Source organism: Catenuloplanes sp. NPDC051500, assembly GCF_044454585.1.
GTDB lineage: Bacteria > Actinomycetota > Actinomycetes > Mycobacteriales > Micromonosporaceae > Catenuloplanes.
The window spans coordinates 1-26,544 of sequence record NZ_JBITDX010000027.1 but is presented as its reverse complement, the minus strand read 5'-3'; the positions used below and the strand labels follow the sequence as shown (position 1 = coordinate 26,544).

The window sequence follows — 26,544 nt, the reverse complement described above, 5'->3', positions numbered from 1 at the left end:
CTTCTCGCAGCAGAACAGGGAGATCAGCATGCGCGTCCTCGTCACCGGCCACGAGGGTTACCTGGGCAGCGTGCTCGTCCCCCGGCTGCTCGACGCCGGGCACGAGGTCGTCGGCCTGGACGTCGGCCTGTTCGCGGACTGCGTGGTCGGCCCGGCCCCGGCCGAGGTCCCGACCATCCGCACCGACCTGCGCGACGTCACCGCGGACCAGCTGCGCGACGCACGTGTCGAGGCGGTCGTGCACCTGGCGGCGATCTGCAACGACCCGATCGGGAACCTGAACCCGCAGCTCACCTACGAGGTCAATCACCGGTCGACGCTGCGCCTGGCGCGCGCGGCCAAGGAGGCGGGCGCGAACCGGTTCCTGTTCTCCTCGTCGTGCAGCCTCTACGGCAAGGGCGCGGACGACTCGCCGCTCGACGAGACCGCGGGCTTCAACCCGGTCACGCCGTACGGCGAGTCGAAGATCCTCTCCGAGCAGGGCCTGCTGGAGCTGGCCGCCGACGACTTCTCGCCCACCTTCCTGCGTAACGCCACCGCCTACGGCTTCTCCCCGAGGCTGCGCGGCGACCTGGTCGTCAACGACCTGGTCGGGCACGCGCTGCACACCGGCGAGGTGCGCCTGCAGAGCGACGGCACCGCGTGGCGCCCGCTCGTGCACGCGGACGACATCGCGCACGCGTTCGAGGCGCTGCTCTCCGTCGACCGCACGCGGATCCACACCAAGGCCTACAACATCGGCCGTACAACCGAGAACTACCTGATCCGCGACGTGGCGAACCTGGTCCAGGAGCTGGTCGGCGGCACCGTCACGTTCGCCGAGGGGGCCGGCACCGACCTGCGCAACTACCGGGTCACCTGCGACCTGATCGCCGCGGAGGTGCCGGAGTTCCAGCCGCAGTGGACCGTGGCCAAGGGCATCGAGCAGCTCGTCGAGGCGTACAAGCGGACGGGTTTGACCCTTGAGGACCTGATGGGCGAGCGGCACCAGCGGCTGAAGCACATCAACGCGCTCACCGCGGCCGGGAAGCTCGACGGCGAGCTGCGCTGGACTACCGCGTGAGCCGGCGCTGCGATGCCTGCGGCGTTGGTGAGCCGGCGGTCTTCGCGGACCTGGGCGAGATCCCGGTGCTCTGCGGCGTGCACTGGGCGGACCGGGACGAGGCCGCGGCCAGCCCGGTCGGCCAGATGACGCTCGCCGTCTGCGACGAGTGCGGCTATGTGCGGAACGTCGCCTTCGACCCGGACGTCATGGTCTACGACACGACGATGGACACGAACCTGCACCACTCCCCCGCATTCGCCGCGTTCTCCGCCGAGCTTGTCGAGCGGCTGTCCCAGCGGTACGCGCTGCGTGGCAAGCGGGTGGTCGACATCGGCTGCGGGCAGGGCGAGTTCCTGCGCGAGCTGTGCCACGTCGGCGGCGCGACCGGGCACGGCTTCGACGCGATGTACGCGGGCGCGGAAGGCCCGGACCCGTCCGGCGCGGTGTTCCACAGCGGCTACGCCCCGCGTGGGAGCACGCTGCCGGAGTTCGACCTGTTCACCACCCGGCACTGGTTCGAGCACATCGACGACCCGTACGACTTCCTCGTCGATCTGCGCGCGCGGGCCGGCGACCGGGAGGTGCACGGGTACATCGAGGTGCCGGACGCGGGCTACGACCTGTCCACGGCCGGGTGGGAGGTCATCTACCCGCACGTGTCCTACTTCGACGCCTATGCGCTGACCGCGATCGTGGAGCGGGCCGGCTGGACCGTCGAGGACTCCGGCACGTTCTTCCACGGCATGTTTCGCTTCATCGAGGTATCTACCCGTAAGTCCGATAAATCGGCAAAAAGTGAGGCGGACCGGACCCGAACCCTCGCGGCGGTAAAGGGTTTCGCGAAGCGCCACCACGACGAGCGGGACCGCTGGGAGCAGCGCATCGCCCAGCTCGTCGCGGAGGGTGCAAATCCGGTCATGTGGGGCGCCGGTTCCCGCGGCGTGCAGTTCCTGACGCTTGCCGACCGCACCCACCAGCTCGCCGCCGTGGTCGACGTGAACCCGCGCAAGTGGGGCCGCTACCTCCCGGTCACCGCGCACCGGGTGGACGCGCCCGAGCTGCTGAGCGACCTCAAGCCCACGGCCGTCATCATCACCAACCCGGCCTACCGGACCGAGATCGCGGCGCAGCTTGCCGCGCTCGGCGTCGACGCGGAGCTGCTGATCGCATGAGCACCCCCAGGGTCACCCTCGGCGTCACCGCCTACAACGTCGAGCACTACCTCCCGCTCGCCTTCGAGTCCGTGCTGGCCCAGGACTTCACCGACTTCGAGGTGGTGGTCTGCGACAACCAGTCGACGGACCGGACCTGGGAGATCTGCCAGGACTACGCCGCGCGCGATCCCCGGTTCCGGATCCACCGCAACGAGGAGAACCTGGGTGAGGCCGGCAACTTCGCCCGGGTGGTGTCGCTCGCGCGCGGCGAGTACTTCCGGCTCACCGCGCACGACGACCTGATGGCCCCGTCGCTGCTTCGCGAGACCGTCGCCGTGCTCGACAACGATCCCGGCGTGGTGTGCGCGTACCCGCAGACCGTGATCATCGACGCGGACGGCAACCCGGTCAGCGAATGGGACGACCGGCTCGACCTCACCGACCCGAACCCGGTCCGGCGACTTGCCCACTTCGCCAAGCGCTGGTCACTGCTGAACGAGCTGTTCGGCCTGATCCGGACGGACGCGCTCCGCAACACGAAGCTGCTCGGGCAATATCTGTCGAGCGACGCCCGGATCGTGGCCGAGCTGGTGCTGCAGGGGCGCTTCCAGGTCGTACCCGCGCGGCTCTTCTATCGCCGGATGCATCCGGCCATGACGTTCGGCGGCGACCGCACCGACGTGATGGCCCACCACGAGCCCCGCCTCGCCATGAAGGCCCGCAAGGCCGCCCGGCGCGCCCGCCCCGGCGCCGACCACCAGCTGCTCATCGCGGACGTGATGCGGACGTTCCTGGCCACCACCGACCAGTCGCTCGCCACCCGGCTCGGCAGCGCCGCCACGTTCGGTGCGGTAGCGGAGTCCCGGCGGGCCCGGATCCGGCTCGGCCGGCTCCGGCGCCGCGTCACCGGCGGCACGCTCGCCAAACCCCCGTGGGAGAACCCGGACGGCTCGCTGAAGAAGGAGACCCCATGAGGTTCGAGGCATCCCGCGCACTGCGGGAACGTGCGCATGCCATGATTCCCGGCGGCGCGCACACCTACGCCAAGGGCGACGACCAGTACCCGGAGGACGCGCCCGGTTTCATCGCCCGCGGCGCCGGCTGCCACGTCTGGGACGTCGACGGCAACGAGTTCATCGAATACGGCATGGGGCTGCGCGCCGTCACGCTCGGCCACGGCTACGCGCCGGTCGTCGCCGCCGCGGCCGCCGCGCTCCCGCACGGAAGCAACTTCACCCGCCCCGCCGCGATCGAGGTCGAGGCCGCGTCCCAGCTGCTGGCGATGGTCGGCCGGCACGACGGCGCCATGGTCAAGTTCGCCAAGCACGGCTCGGACGCCACCACTGCCGCGGTCAAGCTCGCCCGCGCCCACACCGGCCGTGACCTGGTCGCCATCTGCACCGACCACCCGTTCTTCTCCACCGACGACTGGTTCATCGGCGCCACCGGCATGCCCGGCGGCGTGCCCTCCGCGGTGCGCGCGCTGACCGTCGGCTTCCGCTACAACGACGCCTCAAGCCTGGCCGCCGCCTTCGAGGCTCACCCGGGTGAGATCGCCTGCGTGATGATGGAGGCCGAGACGACCACCGCGCCCGCCCCCGGTTTCCTCGCCGAGGTCCGCCGCCTGTGCGACGCACACGGCGCGCTGCTCGTCATCGACGAGACGCTCACCGGCTTCCGCTGGCACAACAGGGGCGCGCAGGACGTACACGACGTCACAGGCGACCTCGCCGTCTACGGCAAGGCGATGGGCAACGGCTTCGCGATCTCCGCGCTCGTCGGCCGCCCCGACGTGATGGAACTCGGCGGCCTGCGCCACGACCGCGAACGCGTCTTCCTGCTCTCCACCACGCACGGCGCCGAGACCCACGCGCTGGCCGCCGCGCTCGCCGTGATGACCGCCTACCAGCACGAACCGGTGATCGAAACGCTCTACCGCCAGGGCGCCCGCCTCGCCGCCGGCGTCACGTCAGCAGCGCAGCGGCACGGGGTGAGCGACCACTTCGGCGTACTCGGCCGCGACTGCAACCTGATCTACGTCACCAAGGACCCGTCCGGCGAGCGCTCCCAGCCGTACCGCACACTCTTCCTCCAGGAACTCATCGCCGGCGGCATCATCGCCCCGTCCTTCAGCATCTCCTACTCCCACACCGACGCCGACGTGGACCGCACCATCGAGGCAGTCGACGCCGCCCTCGCCGTCTACGCGAAGGCCCTCGACGCCGGCAGCGTCGACGGCCTGCTCCGCGGCCGCCCGGTCGCACCTGTCTTCCGCCGCTTCAACCGATAACCCAAACCCTTCAAGCGGATTTCCCACTCTGTGGGTGGTTGCGGCCCGCGTGCTCCCGCGGGCTCCAGCCCCGCCGTGGTCCCCACAACCACGCGGCTCCCCACCACCGCCCCGTCACACACGGCGCGCTTCGCTCCACTGTGCACCGCCGCCGCCCCGCGGGACAGCGGTCGCCGCCTAACCTCTCGTTACATGAGGTGGGCGCCGCTCTTGCCGCCGATCGCGCGCAGTTCTGCGTGATCACGATCTTGCCTTTGCTTGCCCTGGGGCGGCATCGGCTCTCCGCTGCGACGCCGCATGGCCGGTGTCGGGCCGCCTCCCTGAAGATCAAGAGCGGCATCGAGGCCGGGAATCGCGTCGCTGCCGACTACCCGGGCCGGGCACGAACCTCTGGGCGGAGAAAATCCGCGTGGCCTCCACCGCGGTCACGGCCAGAAAGCGGACCCGCGCAGGAACCCACCGCCGCCAGGGCCAGAAAGCAGACCCGCGCAAGAACCCACCCCGGCCAAGACCAGAAAACAGACCCGCGCGGAAATCCACTGCGCGGTCAAGGCCAGAAAACGGAACTGGGCCGAGCACCGCGAGGGAATGCACTGCCGTCAGGGCCAGAAAACGGGTCTCGGCCGAGCACCGCGAGGGAATGCACTGCCGTCAGGGGCAGAAAGCGGGTGCGGGCCGAGCACCGCGCGGGGAATCCCCCGCCGTCAGGGGCAGAAAGCGGATCTGGCCGAGCCCCGCGAGGGAATGCACCGCGGTCGGGGGCCGAGAAGCGGGCCTAGGCGGAGATAATTCGCGCGGAATCCACTGCAGTCAGGGCCAGGAAGCGGATATGGCGGAGAGTAACCGGGCCTCGGGCGTTGCGCGCCCGATATTTCACCATAAAGAGCGTCGACCCACTATCTCGTCCCGGAGATCATCCGTCGAATGTACATGGGAGTGGTTATACACGCCGGATAACCACTCCCAAGTACATTCGACCGATGACCATTCGACCCACCGGGTCGATCAAGCAACAAAGCGGCCCGATCGGCCGCCACGGAACGTCACCGGACACTTCGATCCTGCCGAGACGCCGCATTGCCTAACGGCGCAATCCCCCGCAGCGCCGGCTACCCCGATGTCACCAAGACGCCGCACCGGCTGACAACGCAAGCCCTTGAAGCGATGGATCCATGTTTGGATGGACCGATTTATCGATATATAACGGTCGGGTGGAGGTCACGTAGCCCCCGCTCGAATCGCCGACGCCGGAGGCAACCCGCCCATCGTCGAGCTTGTCGCCTCCCCCAGCGCCCGTCGCTCTACGGACTTTCCAGGCTTTGGGTATTGCTCGGGCATTTCGCGCCCGAAATTTCGTAATTTAGCGCCTAGCGGCTGCGCTCATTGTGGCTACGACACATTATTGAGCTGTAATTCAAATGCAGGCAGCGTCTGGAAATACCACCCGCGCGGAACGCTTCCCGAATCTTGGGATCAGCCGCCCACCCGACAGGATTGAAGATCCTTGCGTCCCTGGTGGCCCTTATATCGCCTCCATAAGGGCCACCAGCGACGCAAGGATCTTGGGTACAGATAGCGAACACGCACAGCCAACGGCATATCGGGAAATTCGGCCAGCGACTTCTTTTTCATCGATCTGAGGCCGATACAAGGAGAGGGCCCGAGATCAGCCCGATCATCGCGGCACCCGGCGCCGGCGCCCCCGCCGCTGCCGATCCGATACTGGTGCCGCCGCCGTCGCTGGTCCCGTTTTTGATGCCGGTCCGATGCCGTCGCCGTCGCCGCCGCCGTCGCCGCCGATGCCACTGCCGTCGCCGATCCCGGACCCGATCCCGATCCCGATCCCGATGCCGGAACCGGTCCCGATCCCGATCCCGATCCCGGAACCGGAACCGGTCCCGATCCCGGAACCGGTCCCGGTCCGACGTCGGCCCCGCGGCCGCTTGCCGCTGCCGCCGCCGGTCCCGATGCCGGTTTCGGACCCGGACGCGGACCCCATGCCTCGCCCGCCGTTGCCGTTGCCGGTCCCGGTGCGGCGCCGGTGCCGGTCCCGATGCCAGTTCCGGATCCGGACCCGGTCCCGATACCCGCCCCGCCGTTGCCGGTCCCGGTGTCGGCCCCGGGTCCCACTGCCGGCGGCGGTGCTGGCCCCGGCCCCGCTGGCGGTGACGGTGCCGGTGCGAGTGACGGCGGTGACGGCCACGGCGGCGACGGCCACGGCGGCGACGGCCACGACGGCCACGGCCACGACGGCCACGACGGCCACGACGGCGACGGCGGCCCCGGTCCCGCTGGCGGTGACGGTGCCGGTGCCGGTGCGGGTGACGGTGCCAGTGCCAGTGCCGGAGACGGTGACGGTGCCGGAGCCGGAGCCGGAGCCGGAGCCGGAGCCGGAGCCGGAGCCGGAGCTGGAGACAGCAGCGGCGTTTGGGGGCGGGCAGGGGTGTTTGCGCTGGTCATCCGTGGCTGGTGCGACACCGGGTGGGGCTTCGGAGCGGGCTACCGCAGACGGATGTGGCGTGATCAGACTGAGCATCACGATCCTCTGCCTTCGACGCCGGCTCTTGCGGGCGCCCAACCCCAGCCGCACCTAAAAACTGGCACTGACGCGACACTCGCGCACCCGTCCCGGACCGCCACAGCCCTCAACGCACCGCAAATCTCCAGCGGCAAACGCCGCCCTTGCGCATACGGAACCGCAGCCGCCCCGCCCACCGCTGACGCGCCACCTGGCGTGGACGTCCAGCACCACCGCTGACGCGACACCCAGCGTGAACACCCGCCGACACGCATACGCGGCCGAGGGCAGGCCCGGCCGCGTGGGTTGGTTCCGATGAGGCGGGACCGGCTCCGAGCGACGTGCGGAGCGCCAGCGGAGCCCGACGCGAGGTTTGCCCGCGGGAGCGTGCGGGCCGGACCACCGCGGGAGCGGGAAAGGGATCTGGATCTGGATCTGGGGTTTTCAGCGGTGCAGGAGGGATCGCACGAGGCCGCGGGCGCGGCGGTCCAGGCCGATGAGTAGGAGTGAGGCCATGCCGACGGCGGCGCAGCCGGTCAGGATCAGGCCGAGGAAGACGTTCGTGTCGGTCAGCAGCGATTCCACGAGGAGGCCGACGCCGAGCGCGGCCAGGCCGGCCAGGAACGGGGGCAGCGATGGGAGCAGTACGGTGCGGGCCTTGAGGTGAAGCACGCGGTAGAGCGCGACCCACACATAGATCAGGGTCATTGTGCCTTGGACGGCCAGTACGGTCCAGGCGATCGCCAGGACCTGGGTGGTGACCGGGGCGTCGCGCATCCACAGGCCGACTGTGACGATCGAGACGGCGGCTGCGGCGGCCTCGACCCAGCCGATCACGGCGCCGACGCCGGGGCGGCCGGCGGCCTGGACGGCGGGGGTGAGGATGTTGCCGACCATGGTGATCGCGCCGGCCGCACAGAGCACGCGGAGCGCGCCCGCGGCCGGGGACCATTCGTCGCCGATCAGCCGTAGCAGCGGGCCGGCGGTGGCGGCGAGGATGCCCAGGCCGGGATACATGATTGTGGCGGCGGCGTGCAGGAACTGGCCGAGGCGGCGGCCGAACGCGTCCCGGTCGGAGGTGAGGCGGGAGAGGTCGGCGAGGGAGACCTGGCCGATGCCGCCGGCGGCGACGCTGTTGACCATTTCGACGATGCGGACGGCGAAGCGGTAGAGGCCGATGGCGGCGGGGCCGAAGAACGCGCCCATCACCAGCGCGTCGATCCGGCTGGAGACGAAGAACGCGGTGACCTCGGAGAGCGAGTGAAGCGAGAATCGGCGCAGGTCGCGAAGTGCCGGGCCGATGCCGCCGCGTCGCGGGCGCCAGTCGGTGACGGTCCAGACGACGGCGACGGTGAGTGCGGACATGGTGAGCTGCTGGATGGCGTACGCCCAGACGCCCAGCCCGGCCACGGCCGCGGAGACGCCGAGCACGCCGCTGATCAGGCCGACAGTGAGGACGCGGAGCGAGATGCGCTTCATGTCCATCCGGCGGCGGAGGATCGCGTCCGGGATGACGCCGAGCGCGTTGAGCACGATGACAGGTGCGAGGGCCCAGCTGACGTACGCCAGCTGGGGTGTGCCGTTCCAGAGCGCCCAGAGCGGGGCGAGCCCGGCGAAGGCCAGTGCGAAGAGCATGGCCAGCCCGAGTGTGCTCCAGAACGCGGCGTCGAAGTGCCGGTCGGTGACGTCCTCACGTTGCACGACTGCCTGTGCGGGGCCGTGCTGCATCAGCATCTGCGCGAACGTGACCCAGACCAACGCCAGCGCCATCACGCCGAACTCGGCGGGCGGCACGAACGCGGCCATCACGAAGGTGACGACGCCGGTGACCGCGAAGTTGCCGCCGGTGAGGACGTAGGACCAGACGACCGCGCTGCGGACGGTCCGGCTGCTGTGCGGGACCTGTGTTTCACTCAATTTCCACGGCTCCCAGCAGCGCGAACGTTCAATCTGATGGTAGGGCTCACCAGACCGGTTTGCCGTCGGCCTCGTAGACGTTGCTCGACTCCCAGATGATGCCCTTGGAATCCGCCCGGGAGACGCCGCCGTAACTGTGCCTGGGCCCGAACACGTTGTTCCGGAAGAGCACGTTGCTGATGTCCGGATCGTTCCGGATGTTGATCGTGTAGCCGCCGCCGTTGAACCAGTTGTCCTCGACCAGGATGTTCTCGAGCGGCTCGAACTCGGCGCCGACCTGGAACGCCGCGTTGAACGAGACGCCCGCCTCCGTGCTTGTCGCGTCGAAGACGTTGTTGCGGATCGTGGAGTTGGATCCGCCGTTTGACTGCATCAGGTCCTGGTGCGCCTCGTCCGAGTTCGCGGACCGCATTCCGTGGAACCAGCTGTCCTCGATGATGACGTTGCTGCCGACCCGCGGGCCTTCCTGGATGTTGTGCACGTTCACCCGGAGCAGCGTGAAGTTCCAGTAGCCGGCCACGAAGCCGGTGTTCGCGCCGTCGATCTCGCTGTCCTCGATCGTCAGGTTCGCGGTCTTCTGCTCGATCTTGATCATGATGTCGCCGCAGGTCAGCTTCGATCGCTTGATCACCACGTCGCGCGCGCGGATGTCCAGGCAACCGTCGATCTGCTTGCCGTCGATCACGGTGCCGGCAGTGGTGATCCGCAGCGGCCCGGTGTATTTCGCAAGCGTCACGCCGTCCGGTACGCCGGTGTTGCCCTCGCCGGGCCGGGAAACGACCGGCACGGGTACGGGGGCGGGCGCCGGCGAGGCCAGGCTGGACGCGGTCGGCGGCACTGTGGATTCCGGGGACGCGCCGAGCCCGCCCGCGCCGCCCGGCTCGGTGGCCCGGGGGGAACTCGCAGACCCGGACGGCGGGATCGGCGACTCCAGCCGGTACTCGTCACCTGACGCGCCGGAATCCCCGAGGAACCGGCCGCCGAACGCCACCCCGGCCACGCCCAGCAGCACCACCACGACGATCACGACGATCACGGCGCGGCGGCTGAGACGTCGCTTGTGCGCCTCCGTCACCGTGCAGCGCCGCCCGCATCGGCAAACGACGCCGCCGGGACCGGGACCAGCTCACCCCAGACCGACAGGTACGCGCTCGCCTGGTGCTCCCACGCAAGCCGGCTGTGGAAGCGCTGCAGCCCGATCTCCCGCATGCGCGCCAGCGCGTCCGGGTCGTCAAGAAGCGAGTCGAGCGCCGTCGCGAACGCCTCCGGCGCGGCCGTCGGCGTGTAGACCGCGGCCCCCTCGGCCGTGCGTCGCGTCTCCAGCAGGTCGGCCGCCACCACCGGCAGGCCGCGGGCCAGGTACTCCACGGTCTTCGCCATGGTCGAGACGTTTGACAGCGGGTCCGGCTGGTCCGGCTGGATGCCGATCGTGCCGGACGCGAGCAGCGCGTCCACCTCGTCGCCGCCGAGCCAGCCGGCGAAGTAGACCACGTCGTCAAGGCCCAGGTCGGTGGCGAGCGCGCGCAGCTCGGGCAGGCTGTCACCGTCGCCGGCGATCACCATCTCCCAGTCGTCGCGGCCTCGTGACTCGGCCAGGCGCGCGGCGGCAAGCACCGCGGCCCGCACGTTGTCCTGCGGGTTGATCACGCCGAGGTAGACGATCCGCTTCCGCCCGCCCGCCGACGGCGTGGGCGCGTGGGTGATCTCGCTGCTGGCCGGGCCGTTGCGGACCACTGTGACCCGCGCCGGGTCCTGCCCGCCACGGCCGACCGCGATCTCCCGGTACGACTCGTTCGTCGACAGCACCCAGGACGCGGACCTCATCGACAGCTGCTCGAACACGGTCAGGATCCGAAGCACCACCGGGTTCGGCGTGGCCGTCTTGGCCCGGTACAGCTCGGGGCTGAGGTCGTGGTGGTCGAAGACGAACGGCTTGCCCATCAGGCGCATCAGCAGCGCCAGCGGCCAGAACACGTCCGGCGGGTTGCAGGCCTGGGCCGCGTCGACGCGCTGGGTGAGCAGCAGCCGAAGCAGGTGCCAGGCGACGCACAGGAACGACCAGGCGAACTCGCCGGCGAAGCTGAGCACGCCGGAGCCGGCGAACGGCTGCGTGAACGAGCGGATCGCGGTGTCCCGCGTGCCGGGCAGGTGGCTCAGGGCCTGCGGTCCTCGTGGGCAGATGACCGTGACCCGGTAACCGGCCGATTCCAGCGCCAGACATTCGCGGATCACCCGGCGATCCCGTTCCACGGGCAGATTCACCACGATGATCGCGACGTGCGGCCGCCGATCCCTGGCCACGAAAACCACTCCCCACGAACGGTTGAAGTCGAGGCCGCTCACACTGATCAAAGTTGTCGGCCGTCACGCCACAATGGCCGCCTGGCCTGCGGGTTTACAAGGTCACTTGAGTCAAACAGCGTGTCGGCTAGGCGACATGCGGCGTCGGCGAAGACGATAAATCGGAAATGCCGCACCGGACGGGTACGTTTCGCAACGTTGAGCTTCTTGCCATTTCGAGTCGATCGCGGAAACACTCGGCAGGCGCATTCGCGTTGCCACGAAAGGAAATATCCGAGTGATCAGCGTGGTGGTTCCCGCCCATGACGAGGCGGCAGTGCTCGACAGGTGCCTCGACCGCGTGTCCGGCCCCGGAATCCAGGTGGTTGTGGTGCCGAACGGCTGCACCGACGACACGGCCGGGGTCGCGTACCGCCGCGGTGACGTCGACGTGGTGGAGCTGCGCGAGGGCTCGAAGACCGCGGCGCTCAACGCGGGCGACCGCGTGGCCACCGGCTTCCCGCGCCTCTATGTGGACGGTGACGTGGAGCTGTCACCAGGTGCGGTGCACCGCCTCGCGGAGGCACTACGGGCCACCGGCGCGCTTGTCGCGGTCCCGCGCCGGGAGCTGGACCTGGCCGGCCGCCCGCTGCTGGTCAAGGCGTACTTCGCGATCCACAACCGGCTGCCCGCGATCCGTACCGGCCTGTTCGGCCGCGGCGTGATCGCACTCTCCGCCACCGGACGGTCACGGTTCGGCGAGTTCCCGTCGGTCATGGCGGACGACCTGTTCCTAGACTCGCTCTACGGCGCGGACGAGCGGGTGGTCGTCGACGAGGTCGCCTCTCTGGTCGCCACGCCGCGCCGCACCGCCGACCTGCTGCGCCGCCTGCGCCGGGTCCGGTCCGGCAACGCGGCGCTGCGAGCCGCCTCGACGCGGACGCGCACCTCGGACACCTGGTCCTGGCTGCGCGACGTGGTACTGCCGAACCCGCGGCTGGCGCCGGCCGGGCTGATCTACGTCGCGCTCACCGTGCTCGCCGCAGTGCAGGCCCGGCTCTCGCCGAGCACCACCTGGGAGCGGGACGGGTCGAGCCGGGAAGGGGCACGGGCATGATCGATGTGAGCGTGGTCGTGGTCTCGTACAACACAAGCGAGCTGACCATCCGCGGGCTGAAGACGCTGATCGGGCAGCCGAGCATCGCCGCCTACGAGGTGATCGTGGTGGACAACGCGTCCACGGACGGCTCTGCGGACGCGATCGAGGCCGCTCTGCCGGAGGTGCGCGTGGTCCGGCTCGCCCGCAATGTCGGCTTCGGCCGCGCGGTGAACGCGGGCGCCGCGCACGCGACCGGCACCTACCTGATGCTGCTCAACCCGGACGCGGAACCTGTCGGCGACGTGCTCGGCGCGTTCCTGACCTTCGCCCGCGCGGTCCCGGAGTCGCGCGTCTACGTCGGCCGCACGCTCGACCTGCACGGCGAGGACGACGGCCGCTCGATCTACGCGCTGCCGAGCCTCTGGGGCTACCTGTGCTTCGCCACCGGGCTCTCCACCGTCTTCCGCCGCTCCGCGCTTCTCAACCCGGAGGAACTGCCGGACCGCCCGCGCGACCTGGCCGGCCCGGTCCCGGCCGGCTCGGGCTGCCTGCTGCTGATCGAGCGCGCGCTCTTCACCGCCCTGGGCGGCTTCACGCCGGACTACTTCATGTACAGCGAGGACATCGACCTGTCACAGCGTGCGACGGCCGCGGGCGCCACCCCGACGCTCGTCCCGGACGCCAAGGTGCTGCACGTCAACGGCGCGTCCTCGACAAGCGTCGGCAAGCGCGTGATGGTCCTCCGCGGCAAGACCACCTACCTGCGGCTGCGCTGGTCCCCCGGTAAGGCGCGGGCCGGGCGTGCGCTGCTCGTGGCCGGCATCGGCATCCGGGCGGCGGGCGCGCGGGTCACCGGCCGGGCCGGTTACTGGCGCGAGGTCTGGTCCCAGCGCCGCACCTGGCTGGCCGGTTGGCCGCCCGCGGCGGAGATGCCCACAATCCAAGAGCTTTAGAAGCATTCGGGGGTACGACCGAGAGCGCGCGCTTTCGGCGTATCCTCGCATGATTTCTATGCTTTCTGCTGCTCCGGGCCGGTGACCGGGACGCCGTTGAAGGCGGTGACCGTGCGGTCGGCGTAGGCGCTGCTGTCGCCGGATTCCATCGGGCCGTCCCAGTCGGTCGGCAGCGGAACCGTGACGCCGGGGGCCACCCGCGCGACCACCTGGTTGAGCACTGTCTCCGCGTCGCCGACCCACAGGTGCTTCGCGCCGTCCACGCCCACCACCTCGGCCTGCGGGATCGCGGCGAACCTTTTGGCGGCCTCGGCGGGACGCAGGTAGTCGTCGAACTCGGGGACCAGCGCGGTCAGCGGCTTGCCGGTCTCCGCCCAGATCGCCAGGTCTTCCGGCTCCGAGAAGCGAAGCGGCGGGGAGAGCAGGATCGCGCCGGCAACCGACGGGTCGCAGCCGAACTTGAGCGTCAGGTCGGTGCCGAACGACCAGCCGAGCAGCCACACGTTCGGCAGCTCCTCGAACTCGGCGTACTCGATCGCGGCGGCCACGTCGAACCGCTCGCCCCGCGCGTTGTCGAACGCGCCCTCGCTTGTGCCGCGCGTGCTTGAGGTGCCGCGCGTGTTGAACCGCAGCACCGCGATCCCGGCCAGCGCGGGCAGCCGCCACGCCGCCTTCCGGAACACGTGACTGTCCATCATGCCGCCGTGCGTGGGCAGCGGGTGCAGGCAGACGAGCGTGGCGACCGGCTCGGCGTCAAGCGGGCGGGCCAGCTCGCCGACAAGCGTCAGCCCGTCTGCGGTGTGCAGCTCGATGTCCTCCCGGCGGGCGGGCAGGACCGAGTTCGCGCGGATCAGGGCCATCGGGTTTCCTCTCTCGGGGCTCAGCGGCCGGACGGATACCGCCGGTCGCGCGCCTTCCAGCAGCCGCTGTGCCAGTGTCGCCGGTCGGTGAGATCGCCGCGCCCGTCCGCCGGCCAGGCCACGATGTGCGCCACGCCGGGCGCGATCGTCTGCTGGCAACCGGGGCAGCGGTACACCTTCGTCGCGTTGGACGGCGGCACCCCGCGCACCAGCCACTCACCGTCGCTCCAGCTCTGGACGGTCTGCACTCCCTGCCGAGCGCGGTCCCGGTCGACCGGGCCGCCCTCATCGCGGCGGTGGTTGCGGCGCGGGCTCACGGGATCAAGGGTACGGGCGGCACGTACGCTCGGTTCGTGCACCGGGTCTACGCGTGGCTTCGGCGACATCCGGCGGTGGTGACCGCAATCGTCGCGGTACCGCTGGGTGGGTTCTCGATCCCGCTCGCGCTCGCCGAACACGGTCCGGCAGGCGTGCTCGTCTGGCCGGTGCTGGCCGTGCTGATCGTCGCCTCGGTGCTCCGCCACGTCCGCCCCACGGCGGCATATCTGCTTGTGGTGGCCGCCGGGCTGACCCAGATCGCGGTGAACGCGACAGTGGTGATCTACCCGGCCTATCTCGCCGTGCCGCTGGCGCTCTACTCGGTCGCCGCGTACGGGCCGCGCTGGGCCCGGGCCTCCGGCCTGTTCTGGATCGTGGCCGCGCCCGCGCTGATCCTGGCCCGGCTGGCCACCGATCCGGCCTCGACCACGATGCTTCCGGACGACGGCGTGCGCGCGGCAGTCTGGCTGGCCGTGGTCGGCAGCGTCTACGCGGCGCCGCTCGCGGTCGCCTGGATCTGGGGCGATGCGACCCGCAGCCGGCACCGCTGGTACCAGCAGCTCGCGGACCGGGCGGACCGGCTGGAGCGGGAACGGCAGGCGCTGGACCGGGCCGCGGTCGCGGAGGAACGGGCGCGGATCGCGCGCGAGCTGCACGACGTGGTGGCCCATCACGTGTCGGTGATCGTGGTGCAGGCGGACGGCGCCCGGTACGCGCTGGCGACCGAGCCGGAGCTGGCCCGCGAGGCGCTTGACACGATCTCGTCGACCGGGCGGGAGGCGCTTGACGAGCTGCGTGGGCTGCTCGGCGTGCTGCGCGCCGGCTCGGCCGCCGAGTCCGTGCCGCAGCCGGGCGTGGACGGGGTCGCGGCGCTTGTCGCGGCCTCGACCGTGCCTGCGACGCTTACCGTCACCGGTCGTGAACGGCCGGTGCCGGCGAGCGTGGGCCTGACCGCCTACCGGGTCGTGCAGGAGGCGCTCACCAACGCGCGCAAACACGGCGGGCCGGGCGCGACTGCGGAGGTCAGGTTGACCTGGCGCCGGACCGTACTCGTGGTCGAGGTGACGGACACCGGCGGTGCCGATGGCGGCTCCGGTGACGGGGTGCCGGGTGGGCACGGCATCGTGGGGATGCGGGAGCGGGCCGGTGCGGTCGGCGGCACACTCACCGCGGGCGCCGGGCCGGACGGCGGTTTCCGGGTCCGGGCCGAGCTTCCGCTGCGAACAGGTCGTGTTTCATAAGGGGAGCCACACGACCCGACGAGGAGACACATGATCCGGCTTCTGCTTGTCGACGACCAGAAGTTGGTCCGCACCGGGTTCCGCATGCTGCTGCAGTCGCAGCCGGACCTGACAGTGGTGGCCGAGGCCGGTGACGGCGCGGAGGCGGTCGAGGCGGCCCGTGCGCACCGGCTGGACGTGGTGCTGATGGACGTACGGATGCCCACTGTGGACGGCGTGACCGCGTGCCGCCGGATCCGCGCGCTTCCGGACCCGCCGCGCGTGCTGGTGCTGACCACGTTCGACCTGGACGAGTACGCGTTCTCCGCGATCCGGGCCGGCGCGTCCGGTTTCCTGCTCAAGGATGCGCCGCCGGAGGACCTGCTGGCCGCGATCCGGGTGGTGCACTCCGGAGACTCCGTGGTGGCGCCGTCCACCACGCGGCGGCTGCTGGAACGCTTCGCGCCCTACCTCCCGGACGGCGCACCGGACGCGGCCGGCCCGGCGGACGCGCTCACCGGCCGGGAGCACGAGGTGTTGTTGCTCGTGGCGCGCGGGAGGTCGAACGCGGAGATCGCCGCGGAGCTGTTCGTCGCGGAGACCACGGTGAAGTCGCACGTCAGCCGGATCCTCACCAAGCTCGGGCTGCGCGACCGGGTGCAGATCGTGGTCTACGCGTACCAGCACGGGCTGGTCCGCGCGCAGTAGAAAATGTGTACCTGAGGAGGAGACGCGGTCGACCTGAGGCAGATGATCGGGGCCCGCCACGTCCCTAGCGTCGGAAGGCGTGCGAAACGTACTCCTCTCCGGCCTGCGAGCCCGCCGGACCCGGCTCCTGCTGACCGCCCTGGCGGTCGCGCTGGGGGTCGCGTTCGTGACCGGCACACTCATCCTGACCGACACCATGACCGCGAGCGTCTACGCGGACGCGGCCCGGGACGCGAAACCCGTGTCCGCCCGCGCGACCGGCCGCTTCACCGACGCGGACCTGGCCCGGGTCGCCGCGCTGCCAGGCGTGCGCGCCGCGGCCGGCGAGTCCTACGCCGAGGCGCCGCTGCTCGACCCGGGCGGGCACCTGGTCGCCTCGTTCGGCGCCACCGCCGCGTCGATCCGCCCGCTGCCCGCCGACCCGGCGCTCTCCGCGCTACCGCTGGCGGCCGGCACGCTGCCCGGCCCCGGCGAGGCGCTGATCGACACCGGCACCGCCGAGGACGAAGGCTGGACGCCCGGCGCCACGATCTCCGTGGTGGTGGCGAATTCCCAAGAGCCGCGGCGGGTACGGATCAGCGGCCTGGCCGAGGACGCCGGCTTCTTCACGCTGTACCTGCCCCCGGACGACTTCCGGGCCGCGACAGGCGTCACCACCTGGGGTGCGATCCGGGTCGCGGCCACCGACGGCACGGCACAGCGCGAGGTCGCGGACGCGGTCGCCGCCGCCCTGCCCGGCGCGGACGTGCTCACCGGCAGCGCGTACGCGGACCGGCTGGTCAGCGCGAACGTCGGCAACGTGGCGGCGATGCGGGCCGGCCTGCTCGGCTTCGCCGTGGTGGCGCTCGTGGTGGCCGCCATGGTCATCCACAACACGTTCGCGATCCTTGTCGCGCAGCGCGAGCAGGAGTTGGCGCTGCTCCGCCTCGCCGGCGCGCTGCGCGGCCAGCTGTTCCGGCTGGTGCTTGCGGAGGCCGCGCTGGTCGGCGTGGTCGCCTCCGCGGCCGGGTTCGGGTTCGGCGCGCTGATCGGGCGACTCGGCACCGGCGCGCTGTCCTCACTCGGCGCCGGCCAGATGTCCGCGCCGATGGAGATCACGCCGTTGACCGCGCTGCTCGGCGGCCTGACCGGCGTCGGCGTGACAGTGCTGGCCGCGATCGCCCCGGCCCGCAGCGCCACCCGGCTCGCCCCGATCGCGGCACTGCGCCGCCCGAACGCGCCGGTCGAGGCCGCCGCCTCCCGCCGCCGCGTGCTCACCGGCACGGTGCTGGCGCTGATCGCGGTCGCGCTGGTGGCCGGCGGCGCCCGGTACAACCTGGTGGTCCTCGCCGTCGGCGGCACGCTCCCGGCCGTGCTCGCGCTGATCGCGCTCGGCCCGGTGCTTGTCGTGCCGGCCTGGCGGGTCGCGGTCCGCCCGGCCGTGCTGATCTTCGGCTCCGGCGGCCGGCTGGCAGCCCGGAGCGGCGAGCGGCAACCGCGCAGGGCTGCCGCGACCGCGCTGGCGCTGACCGTGGGCATCACAGTGGTCACCGCGTTCCTGGTCGGCGCGCAGTCGCTGGCCGCGAGCGCCACCGCGGAGCTGCACCGCCAGTTCCCCACCGACTTCGCGGTCGGCGCGCCGGCCGGGCAGGCGCTCCCGGCGGACCTGGCCGGGCGGTTGACCGCGCTGCCCGAGGTGGAGCGCGTGGAACAACACGACCTGCTCTGGATCTTCGTCGAGGACGGCGTGCGCGCGGCCGAGGCCCGGCGGGCGATCGCAGCCGTCACCGACACCGTGCCGCTGGCCGTGGTGACTGATGTGCAGACCCAGGCGGAGGAGATCGGCGGGACCGTGGACTCGCTGCTCGCCGTGGTCGGCGTGCTTGTGGTGTTCTCCGTGCTGATCTCGGTGGCCGGCATCACGAGCACGCTGACGCTCTCCGTGCTGGAGCGGACGCGGGAGTTCGGGCTGCTCCGAGCGCTGGGACTGAGCAGGCGACAGCTACGTGCAAGCCTGCTGGCCGAGGGGATGACGCTGGCGCTGATCGCAGCCGTGGCCGGGGTGACGCTCGGGATCGGGTTCGGCGTGGCGGGCGTCTACGCCTCGATCCCCCGCGAGTGGGTGGCGCTCTCCGTGCCGTACCCGCGGATCGGGCTCGTAGTTCTGGGCGCCGCGGTCGTGGGTCTGCTCGCCGCGGCGCTCCCCGCACGCCGCGCCGCACGTGTCACACCTGTGGCCGCGCTCGCCGACGAGTAGGAATGGCCGAGGCCGGCCGACGCCCGGCGGGGCCGACGCCCGGCGGGGCCGCCACCGCGACACCGAGGCCCGGCAATGTCACGTGTGCCCAGCGGCGCGGCGCCTCCCAGCGGCGCGGCACCTCCCAGCAGCGCGGCGCCTCCCAGCAGCGCGGCGCCTCCCAGCAGCGCGGCGCCTCCACAGCACGGCGCTTCCCTGCGGTCCTGTGCGGCACGACTGCGATGCCCGGCGATGCCGCTGCCGGGCGCGCCGGTTCCCCGAAGGGCTTCGGGGAACCGGCGTCCTCGATCGGCCGGGGCGTCTTCCACCACGTCCCGGCCCGCCGGATTACTTCTTGAGGGTGCTGAGCGCGTCGACGATCCAGAGTTCGGCGCGTTGTTTGTCGAGGCCGAGGCCGCGGAGCACCTCGCCGCCCGCGTCCTCGCGGTCGTCGAGCAGCGCCAGCAGCATGTGCTCGGTGCCGACGTAGTTGTGGCCGAGACGCAGCGCCTCGCGGACGATGAGGTCGAGCAGCTTCTTCGCACCGGCCGAGAACGGCAGGTGCTCCGGGATCACCTCGACGCGCGGCGGCAGCACGCCCACGGCCGCCACCCGCACGTCCTCAAGCGTCAGGCCCTGCGCCATGATCGCCTGAGCGGCGTACGCCTTCGGCTCCTCAAGCAGGCCGAAGATCAGGTGCTCGGTGCGGACCACGTCGTTGCCGGCGTCCCGGGCGGCCTTGGTGGTCTGCTGCATGACCGCGCGGGCCCGGTGGGTGAACCGGCTGAAGCGGCTCTCGTCGACCGGCCCGGCCGGGTCGCCGACGAACCGCTTCTGCACGGCCTGCTTGCTCACCCCCAGGCTGCGGCCGATCTCGGCCCAGGACGCGCCGGCCCGCCGTGCCTGGTCGACGAAGTGGCCGATCAGATGGTCGGAGGTCTCGCCGAGGTGCTCGCCGACCAGGATCGCGTCGGAGACCCGGGTGAGGTGGTCGCCGTCGGGGTGCTGGCTCTTGACGTGCTCGATGAGGTCATCGAGTCGGACGAAGGATGGGTTCGGTTCAGTCGCCATGCGTCAACCATAGGTTGACGCATGGTCGGCGTCAACCCCGGGTTGACGGTCACCTGGCGGCCGCCTGGGATCATCTCGACGGTCGCCTTGCCGGAGTGCCCCTCAGTGCCGTTCCGCGGCCCCTGGGGGCGCTCCGGCTCCGGCTCCGGCTCCGGGGCAACCGAAAGCACTGCCAGCTTCGCTGACAAGCCTGCCTGTGGTCGGGTCTCGTCTGGCCTGGCCGGCACCGTTGGGTACTGCGCACCCAACACGAAGGTCAAAAGCGGGTCGGCGGCGGGGATATGGGCGAAATGCGGAGAGGCGGCGAGGATAGGGAGCGTCAGGTGAGGCGTGAGCACGCTATTCGGCGCGAATGACGTGCACATGCCTCACCTGGCCGTTGATCTACCGCCCGTTATCGATTGACAACAGCGGCAACCCGCAGGAAGAAAAGAACTTTCTCGACATTTCCGGCAAGCATTGGTTCTGATCAAGCCTGAACTGAGCCGCCCCGACATGGCAGCAGAATCGCCCCCGCAAGCAAATCCAGCGTCGCGCTGCGCCGGCGACTCCGCTCGTCGCTCGGAGTTCGACAAACTCAGCGGCCCCGAGTCCGGCGTCGCGACGCTCCCGCACCGCATGATCTAGCCGACCCCGTCGCGGCAAGGGCCGCAGACCCGAGTAGACCCGCCCGCAGACCGCGCCAGGACGAGCGCCGACGAAGATCGACGCCGAAGTTCGCAGCTTGCGCTGGTCGCGGATGTTTCCTCGTTGCCCGCAGAGCCAGCGGCACGCACAAGAGAAGCGGGCGGCACGCATGATCCGTCAGCAGCGACCGATCGACGCGAGAGCGACCTCACCACCGCAAGCACCGACGCCGACGCCAGAGACCGCGACACTCCAGTGGCCAATGCCACTTAGCTTAAGTTGATCATGGGCTCTGACCTGGGCTTCCACAACGCACCGTGCCGCCTCTCCGCCCTACCCGCCAAACCGGACAGGAAGGCATCTGCGCTGGCTAGAGCCTCGCGGCCCGACCAGATCCACTTCAAGATCAAAATAGGCTAAGTGGCATTGCACCGGTGGCGTCGAGCGTGGCTTGATGAGGCCAGACCAACGCCACATCCGAGATGTCACGACACGACCCCTGCCCTCGGCAGCTCGCTCCCGGCGGATTTAGATCCTGGCGGCCCTTTCGGGCGCAAAATAAGGGCCGCCGAGGCCGCGAGGATCTTGACTCCCACCCGCTGGACGCTGGTTCCCGGCTTCTGGACGTACCCGTGCGCGGCCGACCATGCCAGGCGCTAAGTGCCAATAATTCACAGTAAAGCGCCCCTCCGCGGCGTGGCTCACGACCTGCGACCAGGCCGCGCCCGAACCGGCCAGTCACGCCCGAGCACGGACCTTCCGGGGACGGGGTAGGCGTGCCCTCACAGCGGTCTATATGACGAGATTTCGGGCGTGGAGTGCCCGACTCACACCCTTACCGCGCAACCTCAAGAGTGCTCCCGGAAGCCACGACCCGCCTTGCGGCCCAGGTAACCGGCTGTGACCAGGTGCTCCAGCAGCGGCGCCGGGGCGAGGCCCGGCTCGCGCTGCTCCGCGTAGACCGCCCGCTGCGCGGTCAGCGCCACGTCCAGGCCGAGCGCGTCAAGCATCTCGAACGGGCCGGCCGGGTAGCCGCAGCCAAGCGTCATCGCGGCGTCGATGTCGTCCGCGGTCGCGTAGCCGGCCTCAAGCATCCGGACCGCGTCGTTCAGGTAGGGGAAGAGCAGCGCGTCGTGCACGAGACCGGCGCGGTCCACGCTTGACACCACGGTGCGGCCGAGTCGCCCGGCCACCTGCCGGACCGCGGCGACCGCGTCAGGCGAGGAGCGGATCGTGGGCACCACCTCGGCCAGCGTGGCGGCGGTGAGATGCAGGCCGACGACGTCCGCGGGGTGCGGCGCGGCCATTGCGCTCTCGATGACCGGCGCCGAGGATCCGGTGACGGCAAGCGGCGTGCCCGGCTTGCAGATGCCGTCCAGGCGGGCGAGAAGCGCCTTCGCAGCGCCGTCCACCGCCTCCACCACGACAAGGTCGACCGCGGTGAGTCGCTCCAGGCCGTCCCGCTCCGGGCGGTTCCGCTCCAAACCGTCCTGCTCGGAGACGCCGCGCTCCGCGACAGAGACGCCGCGCTCAGGGACAGCGACGCCGGGCTCAAGGACACCGACGGCGCGCTCCACGACAGAGACGCCGGGCCCCGCAACAAAGACGCCGGGCTCAGGGACAGAGACGACGTCGAAACCGGCGTCGGTGAAGGTCCGGGCGAGCGCGGCGGAGCCGACCACGCCGATCGCGCCCACCTCCCGTACCCCCGCGGGGTCCTGATCTTTCTGCTCTTGATCGGGGGTGACCTTCGAGGAGCCGGGCCTGTCGTAGGTGTAGAAGCCGCGGCCTGACTTCCGGCCCAGGAAACCGGCGGTCACCAGCTGGGTGAGCAGCGGCGCCGCGACGTGACGACGACTCCGGCCGCCGCGGCGGTACATCGTGTCAAGGATGTCGAGCGCCACGTCCAGGCCGATCAGGTCAAGCAGCGCGAGCGGGCCCATCGGCAGCCCGGACCCGGCCCGCATCGCCGCGTCGAGGTCCTCCCGGGACGCGTGACCGCTCTCGTACATGGTGGCGGCCTGGTTCAGGTAGCCGAAGAGCAGCGTGTTCGCGATGAAGCCGGCCCGGTCGCCGATTGTCACGCCGTGCTTGCCGATCCGCGTGCAAAGCGCCGCCAGCTCCGCCACCACGTCGTCCGCGGTGACCACCGTGCGGACCACCTCGACAAGTCTCATCACCGGCGCCGGGTTGAAGAAGTGCAGACCCGCCACCCGGTCCGGACGCTGTGTGGCGACCGCGATCTCGGTGACGCTGAGCGACGAGGTGTTGGTGGCCAGGATCGCGGACGGCTTGCAGACCCGGTCCAGCTCCGCGAAGACTGTGCGCTTGAGCGCCAGCTTCTCCGGGACCGCCTCGATCACCAGGTCGACGTCGTGCAGCGCGGCCAGGCCGACCTCGAACCGGACCCGGGCGAGCAGCGCGTCCCGGTCCGCCTCGGAGAGCTTTCCCCTGGCCACGGCCCGGTCGGTCGACGCGGTCAGGATGCTCCGGCCCCGCTCCAGCGCCGCGTCGGCGATCTCCACGGCCACCACGTCCAGACCGTTGCGTGCGAAGACCTCGACGATCCCCGCGCCCATCGTGCCCAGGCCGACCACTCCGACGACGTCCACCACGCTGCGCCTCCTGTGTTAACGGGCGTTCAGTGTGCCATTTATCGCCCCGACCACGTCACGACCGGCGCGGTCCCAGGAGAAGCGGGTGGAGACGTCGCCGGCCCGGGCCGCGCACTCCGCGTAGAGGTTGTCGTCCGCGAGCGTCTCAGCGATCAGTTTGGCCAGGTCGGACGGGTCCTCACCGGAGGCCAGCGCGCCGGACACGCCGGGCTGGATCACCTCGGGCATCGCAAAGGCATCACGGCCGATCGCGGGTACGCCCCGGGCGGCCGCCTCCGCGAACACGATGCCGAACGCCTCCAGCCGACTCGGCAGCACGAACAGGTCGTGCGTGTCGTAGAGGCCGGCGACCTCGGCAAGCGTGCGCTCGCCCAGGAAGCGGACGCCGTCCGGGATCTCGCCGTCCATCGGCCACTCGCGCGGGCCGGCCACGGTAAGCGTGATCTCCGGGTCGAAGTCGCGGCGCAGGATCTCAAGCGCGGCCACCACCAGGTCGCCGCCCTTGCGCGTGAACTCGCGGCCGACGAAGAGCAGCCGGTTGCGGGGCCCGGTCTTCTCCGGCAGCGGGCCCTCGACCGATGCGCCGGCGGAGATGCCCGGGTGCACCACGTGCACCTTGGCCGCGGGCACGCCGGTGACCTCGATCAGGTTGCGGGCCAGCCAGTGGCTCATCGCGAAGACGCCGGCGGCCTTGTCGTACACCTCCAGCTGCCGTTCCCGGCGGCGGCGCAGTTCACCCTCGGTCAGGTTCTGGAACAGCGGGATCCCGGACGTCTCCTGGATGTGCAGCAGCCCGTCGAAGCTCATGTCCTGGAACGTGAAGTACGGCCGGTCCACGATCGCCAGGTCCTGGATCATGAGCACCGCGTCCGCGTCCGCCGCCTCCGCGCCGCGCTGGATCGCCTGCCGCACGAACGAGTCGGTAAGCCGCGACTGCTTCCATGTGGTGACCGGCCGGCTGTTGCGCCACCGCACGTGCATCAGCTTCAGGGCGGTCTGCATCCGGTGCGGGATCTGCACGCCGACGTCCGGCACCTCGGCATGGTCGCGCATGGCGGCCCGCAGGTGCCACGGAATGTGGGACCAGGTGGCGATCGGGTTCGGAGCCCACAGACAGGCGAAGCCGATGCGGCTCACCGGACACCTCCATCATCACGTCGACCGCGATTTTCCCCGGCGCCGGCGCCGGGTTCATCACCGGGTCGTGTTGCCGACAGAGCGGCACTCTGTGGTAGGGCTTGCACCATGCGGACGATATTCATCACCGGTGTTTCACGCGGCCTGGGCGCCGCACTGTTCGAGCAGGTCATCGCGGGCGGTGACCGCGTCGTCGGCATCGGCCGGACCTTCACCGGCGCACAGGACGATCGTGCGCTCCAGGAACCGGCGCGGGTCGCGTTATTGCCCGCAAACCTGAGCGACCCCTCAACGTTGCCCTCCGCCGCGGACCTGCGTGCCGCGTTCGCGCCGGAGGGCGAGGTCGTGCTGATCCACAACGCCGGCGTGGTCACGCCGGTCGGCCCGGTGGGCTCGCTGCCCCCGAACGAACTGGCCGAGTCGATCTCGGTGAACCTGACCGCGCCGATGCTGCTCACCAACGCGTTCGTCGCCGCGGCCTCCGGGCGCCCGGCCCGGATCCTGTTCATCTCGTCCGGCGCGGCCGGGCGCGCGATCGCGCACTGGTCGGCGTACTCCGCGGCCAAGCGCGGCGGCGACTGGTTCGCCGAGGTGCTCGCGGCCGAGGCCGCCGACCGCGAGCCGCCGATGGTCGTGACGTCGATCAACCCCGGCGTGATGGACACCGGCATGCAGGCCACGCTGCGTGACACAGAGTTCCCGGCCCGGGACCGGTACGTGGGCCTGCACGAGCGCGGCGAACTGCCGGATCCCGCATCGGTCGCGGAACAGATCATCCGCGAGCACCTTACTTATGAGTAGATCTCAGGTTTAGACTCCGCGGATGAGCCCCGGGATGCCCGTCGTCGACGACGGGAAACTGACGTCCACAAATCCCGCCACCGGCGAGACGGTCGGCACCTTCCCGGTGGCGACCGCCGCCGACGTGGCCGCAGCGGTCGCCCGCGCCCGTGAGGCCGGCGCCTGGTGGGCCGCGCTCGGCTTCGCCGCCCGACGGCAACGGCTGCGGCGCTGGCGCGTCCGGTTCGCTCAGCGCCTGGAGGAGATCGCCGAGCTCACCCACCGCGAGGGCGGCAAGCCGGTGTACGACGCGACGCTTGAGGCCGCGAGCGCTATCGAACACATCGACTGGGCGGCGAACAACGCCAAGCGGGTGCTGGGGCCGCGCCGGGTGCGGACTCGGGTGCTGCTCGCGGAGCACTCCGCACATCTGGAGTACCTGCCGTACGGGGTCGTCGGGGTGATCGGGCCGTGGAACTATCCGATCCTGACGCCGCTCGGGTCCATCGCGTACGCCCTCGCCGCCGGCAACGCGGTCGTGTTCAAGCCGAGCGAGTACACCCCGGCGGTGGGCCAGTGGCTCGCGGACCTGTTCGCCGAGGTCGTGCCGGAACAGCCGGTGTTCCAGGTGGTGCACGGGCTGGGCGACACCGGTGCGGCGCTGTGCCGGTCCGGGGTGTCGAAACTCGGCTTCACCGGCTCGACCGCCACCGCGCGCACGGTGATGGCCGCGTGCGCGGAAACGCTTACCCCGGTCCTGATCGAGGCCGGCGGCAAGGACGCCATGATCATCGACTCGGACGCTGACCTGGACGCGGCAGTCGACGCGGCGCTGTGGGGCGGACTGTCGAACGCCGGCCAGACCTGCGTCGGCATCGAACGGATCTATGCCGTCTCAGACATCCACGATGCGTTCGTCGAGAAGCTCGCGGCCCAGGCCCGCACGCTTACGGTCGGGGTGGACGGGGAGCAGCTAGGCCCGATCACCATGCCCGGCCAGATCGACGTGATCCGGCGACACATCGAGGACGCGCTGGCACGTGGCGCGCGGGCCGTCGTGGGCGGCCCGGAGGCCGTGCAGCCGCCGTTCGTCCACCCGACGATCCTCGTCGACGTGCCCGACGACGCCCTTGCCATCCGCGAGGAGACCTTCGGGCCGACCTTGACCGTGACCCGGGTGGCCTCGGCCGACGAGGCCCTGCACCGCGCGAACGCCGTCCCCTACGGCCTGGGCGGAGCGGTGTTCGGCCGGCGGCGCGCCGTCGAGCTGGCCCGCGGAATGCGCTCCGGAATGACCTCGGTCAACTCGGTCCTCGCCTTCGCCGGCATGTCAACTCTCCCATTCGGCGGCGTAGGAAACTCCGGCTTCGGCCGCATCCACGGCGAGGACGGACTACGCGAGTTCACAGTCCCCAAGGCCATCACCCGCAGGCGCGCCCCTTCCCCCCTACCCGCCCTGTCCTTCTTCCGAAAGCCCTCCCACGAGAGGACGCTGGTGCGTGCCGTAAAGATGCTCTACGCCCGCGGCCCCCGCTAATCCCTGCACCACAACGGGACGCAACCGCACCTGCGACGGAGCCACAAACAGCATTCGCTCTCTACCCTCGGCTCAAAACACCCCGACTGCGCTCCCGTATAACCACTGCACAGCGGCTACACCAAGCCTAAAAAGCAGACTGCCGCCGCCCCACTAAACGTGCCCACCGAGGGTGTCGGGGCATGGCGCCTTACGTAGGG

At 70.8% G+C, this 26,544-nt stretch carries 20 protein-coding genes; 12 read left to right on the top strand and 8 right to left on the bottom strand.

What is annotated here, in order from left to right; genetic code table 11:
- The first annotated feature begins 28 nt into the window (after nucleotides 1-28).
- From ACIA8K_RS35775 to ACIA8K_RS35760, 4 genes are read left to right on the top strand one after another with little or no spacing between them, the layout of a single operon-like run.
- On the top strand, nucleotides 29-1,063 hold the full coding sequence (locus tag ACIA8K_RS35775; RefSeq protein ID WP_396067585.1) for an NAD-dependent epimerase/dehydratase family protein: 1,035 nt from the start codon (nucleotides 29-31) through the stop codon (nucleotides 1,061-1,063).
- Nucleotides 1,060-2,217 (top strand): methyltransferase domain-containing protein, encoded by a 1,158-nt coding sequence (locus ACIA8K_RS35770; RefSeq protein ID WP_396067583.1) that lies wholly within the window; start codon nucleotides 1,060-1,062, stop codon nucleotides 2,215-2,217. The genes ACIA8K_RS35775 and ACIA8K_RS35770 overlap by 4 nt, the downstream gene beginning before the upstream one ends.
- Nucleotides 2,214-3,173, top strand: coding sequence for a glycosyltransferase family 2 protein (locus tag ACIA8K_RS35765; RefSeq protein WP_396067581.1), 960 nt, complete (start codon nucleotides 2,214-2,216; stop codon nucleotides 3,171-3,173). The genes ACIA8K_RS35770 and ACIA8K_RS35765 overlap by 4 nt, the downstream gene beginning before the upstream one ends.
- On the top strand, nucleotides 3,170-4,489 hold the full coding sequence (locus ACIA8K_RS35760) for a glutamate-1-semialdehyde 2,1-aminomutase (protein WP_396067579.1): 1,320 nt from the start codon (nucleotides 3,170-3,172) through the stop codon (nucleotides 4,487-4,489). The genes ACIA8K_RS35765 and ACIA8K_RS35760 overlap by 4 nt, the downstream gene beginning before the upstream one ends.
- 2,962 nt (nucleotides 4,490-7,451) lie before the next feature.
- Here the strand turns inward: ACIA8K_RS35760 and ACIA8K_RS35755 are convergent.
- The 3 genes from ACIA8K_RS35755 to ACIA8K_RS35745 are packed head-to-tail and all read right to left on the bottom strand — an operon-like array spanning nucleotide 7,452 to nucleotide 11,225.
- On the bottom strand, nucleotides 7,452-8,924 hold the full coding sequence (locus ACIA8K_RS35755; protein ID WP_396067577.1) for a lipopolysaccharide biosynthesis protein: 1,473 nt from the start codon (nucleotides 8,922-8,924) through the stop codon (nucleotides 7,452-7,454).
- A 46-nt stretch (nucleotides 8,925-8,970) separates the two neighbouring features.
- On the bottom strand, nucleotides 8,971-9,960 hold the full coding sequence (locus ACIA8K_RS35750; RefSeq protein ID WP_396067575.1) for a hypothetical protein: 990 nt from the start codon (nucleotides 9,958-9,960) through the stop codon (nucleotides 8,971-8,973).
- A gap of 35 nt (nucleotides 9,961-9,995) precedes the next feature.
- The gene (locus ACIA8K_RS35745; protein ID WP_396067573.1) at nucleotides 9,996-11,225 is read right to left on the bottom strand and encodes a glycosyltransferase family 4 protein; all 1,230 of its coding nucleotides are present in this window, start codon (nucleotides 11,223-11,225) and stop codon (nucleotides 9,996-9,998) included.
- Nucleotides 11,226-11,502: 277 nt separating this feature from the next.
- Here ACIA8K_RS35745 and ACIA8K_RS35740 point away from each other — a divergent pair, with 277 nt between their 5' ends.
- Nucleotides 11,503-12,321, top strand: a complete 819-nt coding sequence (locus ACIA8K_RS35740) for a glycosyltransferase family 2 protein (protein WP_396067571.1) — start codon at nucleotides 11,503-11,505, stop codon at nucleotides 12,319-12,321.
- Entirely contained in the window at nucleotides 12,318-13,256 is a 939-nt protein-coding gene (locus tag ACIA8K_RS35735; RefSeq protein ID WP_396067569.1) for a glycosyltransferase family 2 protein, read from the top strand. The genes ACIA8K_RS35740 and ACIA8K_RS35735 overlap by 4 nt, the downstream gene beginning before the upstream one ends.
- 56 nt (nucleotides 13,257-13,312) lie before the next feature.
- Here the strand turns inward: ACIA8K_RS35735 and ACIA8K_RS35730 are convergent, their stop codons facing one another.
- Together ACIA8K_RS35730 and ACIA8K_RS35725 are read right to left on the bottom strand one after the other, a co-directional pair.
- Entirely contained in the window at nucleotides 13,313-14,116 is an 804-nt protein-coding gene (locus tag ACIA8K_RS35730; protein WP_396067567.1) for an alpha/beta hydrolase, read from the bottom strand.
- Nucleotides 14,117-14,136: 20 nt separating this feature from the next.
- Complete coding sequence (locus ACIA8K_RS35725; protein ID WP_396067565.1) at nucleotides 14,137-14,433, bottom strand: hypothetical protein; 297 nt, start codon at nucleotides 14,431-14,433, stop codon at nucleotides 14,137-14,139.
- A gap of 36 nt (nucleotides 14,434-14,469) precedes the next feature.
- On the opposite strand from ACIA8K_RS35725, the gene ACIA8K_RS35720 reads away from it, so the two are divergent.
- The 4 genes from ACIA8K_RS35720 to ACIA8K_RS35705 all read left to right on the top strand — a co-directional run bounded on the left by ACIA8K_RS35720 (nucleotide 14,470) and on the right by ACIA8K_RS35705 (nucleotide 18,936).
- Nucleotides 14,470-15,675: a sensor histidine kinase gene (locus tag ACIA8K_RS35720; protein ID WP_396067563.1), complete on the top strand. Its 1,206-nt coding sequence runs from the start codon at nucleotides 14,470-14,472 to the stop codon at nucleotides 15,673-15,675.
- Nucleotides 15,676-15,705: 30 nt separating this feature from the next.
- On the top strand, nucleotides 15,706-16,362 hold the full coding sequence (locus ACIA8K_RS35715; protein ID WP_396067561.1) for a response regulator: 657 nt from the start codon (nucleotides 15,706-15,708) through the stop codon (nucleotides 16,360-16,362).
- A gap of 79 nt (nucleotides 16,363-16,441) precedes the next feature.
- On the top strand, nucleotides 16,442-18,598 hold the full coding sequence (locus ACIA8K_RS35710) for an FtsX-like permease family protein (RefSeq protein ID WP_396067559.1): 2,157 nt from the start codon (nucleotides 16,442-16,444) through the stop codon (nucleotides 18,596-18,598).
- Nucleotides 18,599-18,600: 2 nt separating this feature from the next.
- Entirely contained in the window at nucleotides 18,601-18,936 is a 336-nt protein-coding gene (locus ACIA8K_RS35705) for a hypothetical protein (protein WP_396067557.1), read from the top strand.
- Here ACIA8K_RS35705 and ACIA8K_RS35700 read toward each other — a convergent pair.
- The 3 genes from ACIA8K_RS35700 to ACIA8K_RS35690 form a co-directional block, all read right to left on the bottom strand.
- Nucleotides 18,926-19,648, bottom strand: coding sequence for a Clp protease N-terminal domain-containing protein (locus tag ACIA8K_RS35700; protein WP_396067555.1), 723 nt, complete (start codon nucleotides 19,646-19,648; stop codon nucleotides 18,926-18,928). The two genes, ACIA8K_RS35705 and ACIA8K_RS35700, sit on opposite strands and share 11 nt — an antisense overlap.
- Before the next feature lie 1,475 nt (nucleotides 19,649-21,123).
- On the bottom strand, nucleotides 21,124-22,854 hold the full coding sequence (locus ACIA8K_RS35695) for a 3-hydroxyacyl-CoA dehydrogenase family protein (RefSeq protein ID WP_396067706.1): 1,731 nt from the start codon (nucleotides 22,852-22,854) through the stop codon (nucleotides 21,124-21,126).
- 51 nt (nucleotides 22,855-22,905) lie between these two features.
- Nucleotides 22,906-24,027: a glycosyltransferase family 4 protein gene (locus tag ACIA8K_RS35690; RefSeq protein WP_396067553.1), complete on the bottom strand. Its 1,122-nt coding sequence runs from the start codon at nucleotides 24,025-24,027 to the stop codon at nucleotides 22,906-22,908.
- Nucleotides 24,028-24,135: 108 nt separating this feature from the next.
- Here ACIA8K_RS35690 and ACIA8K_RS35685 point away from each other — a divergent pair, with 108 nt between their 5' ends.
- Nucleotides 24,136-24,828: an SDR family NAD(P)-dependent oxidoreductase gene (locus ACIA8K_RS35685; protein WP_396067551.1), complete on the top strand. Its 693-nt coding sequence runs from the start codon at nucleotides 24,136-24,138 to the stop codon at nucleotides 24,826-24,828.
- A gap of 22 nt (nucleotides 24,829-24,850) precedes the next feature.
- Nucleotides 24,851-26,344: an aldehyde dehydrogenase family protein gene (locus ACIA8K_RS35680; protein ID WP_396067549.1), complete on the top strand. Its 1,494-nt coding sequence runs from the start codon at nucleotides 24,851-24,853 to the stop codon at nucleotides 26,342-26,344.
- Nucleotides 26,345-26,544: the final 200 nt, after the last annotated feature.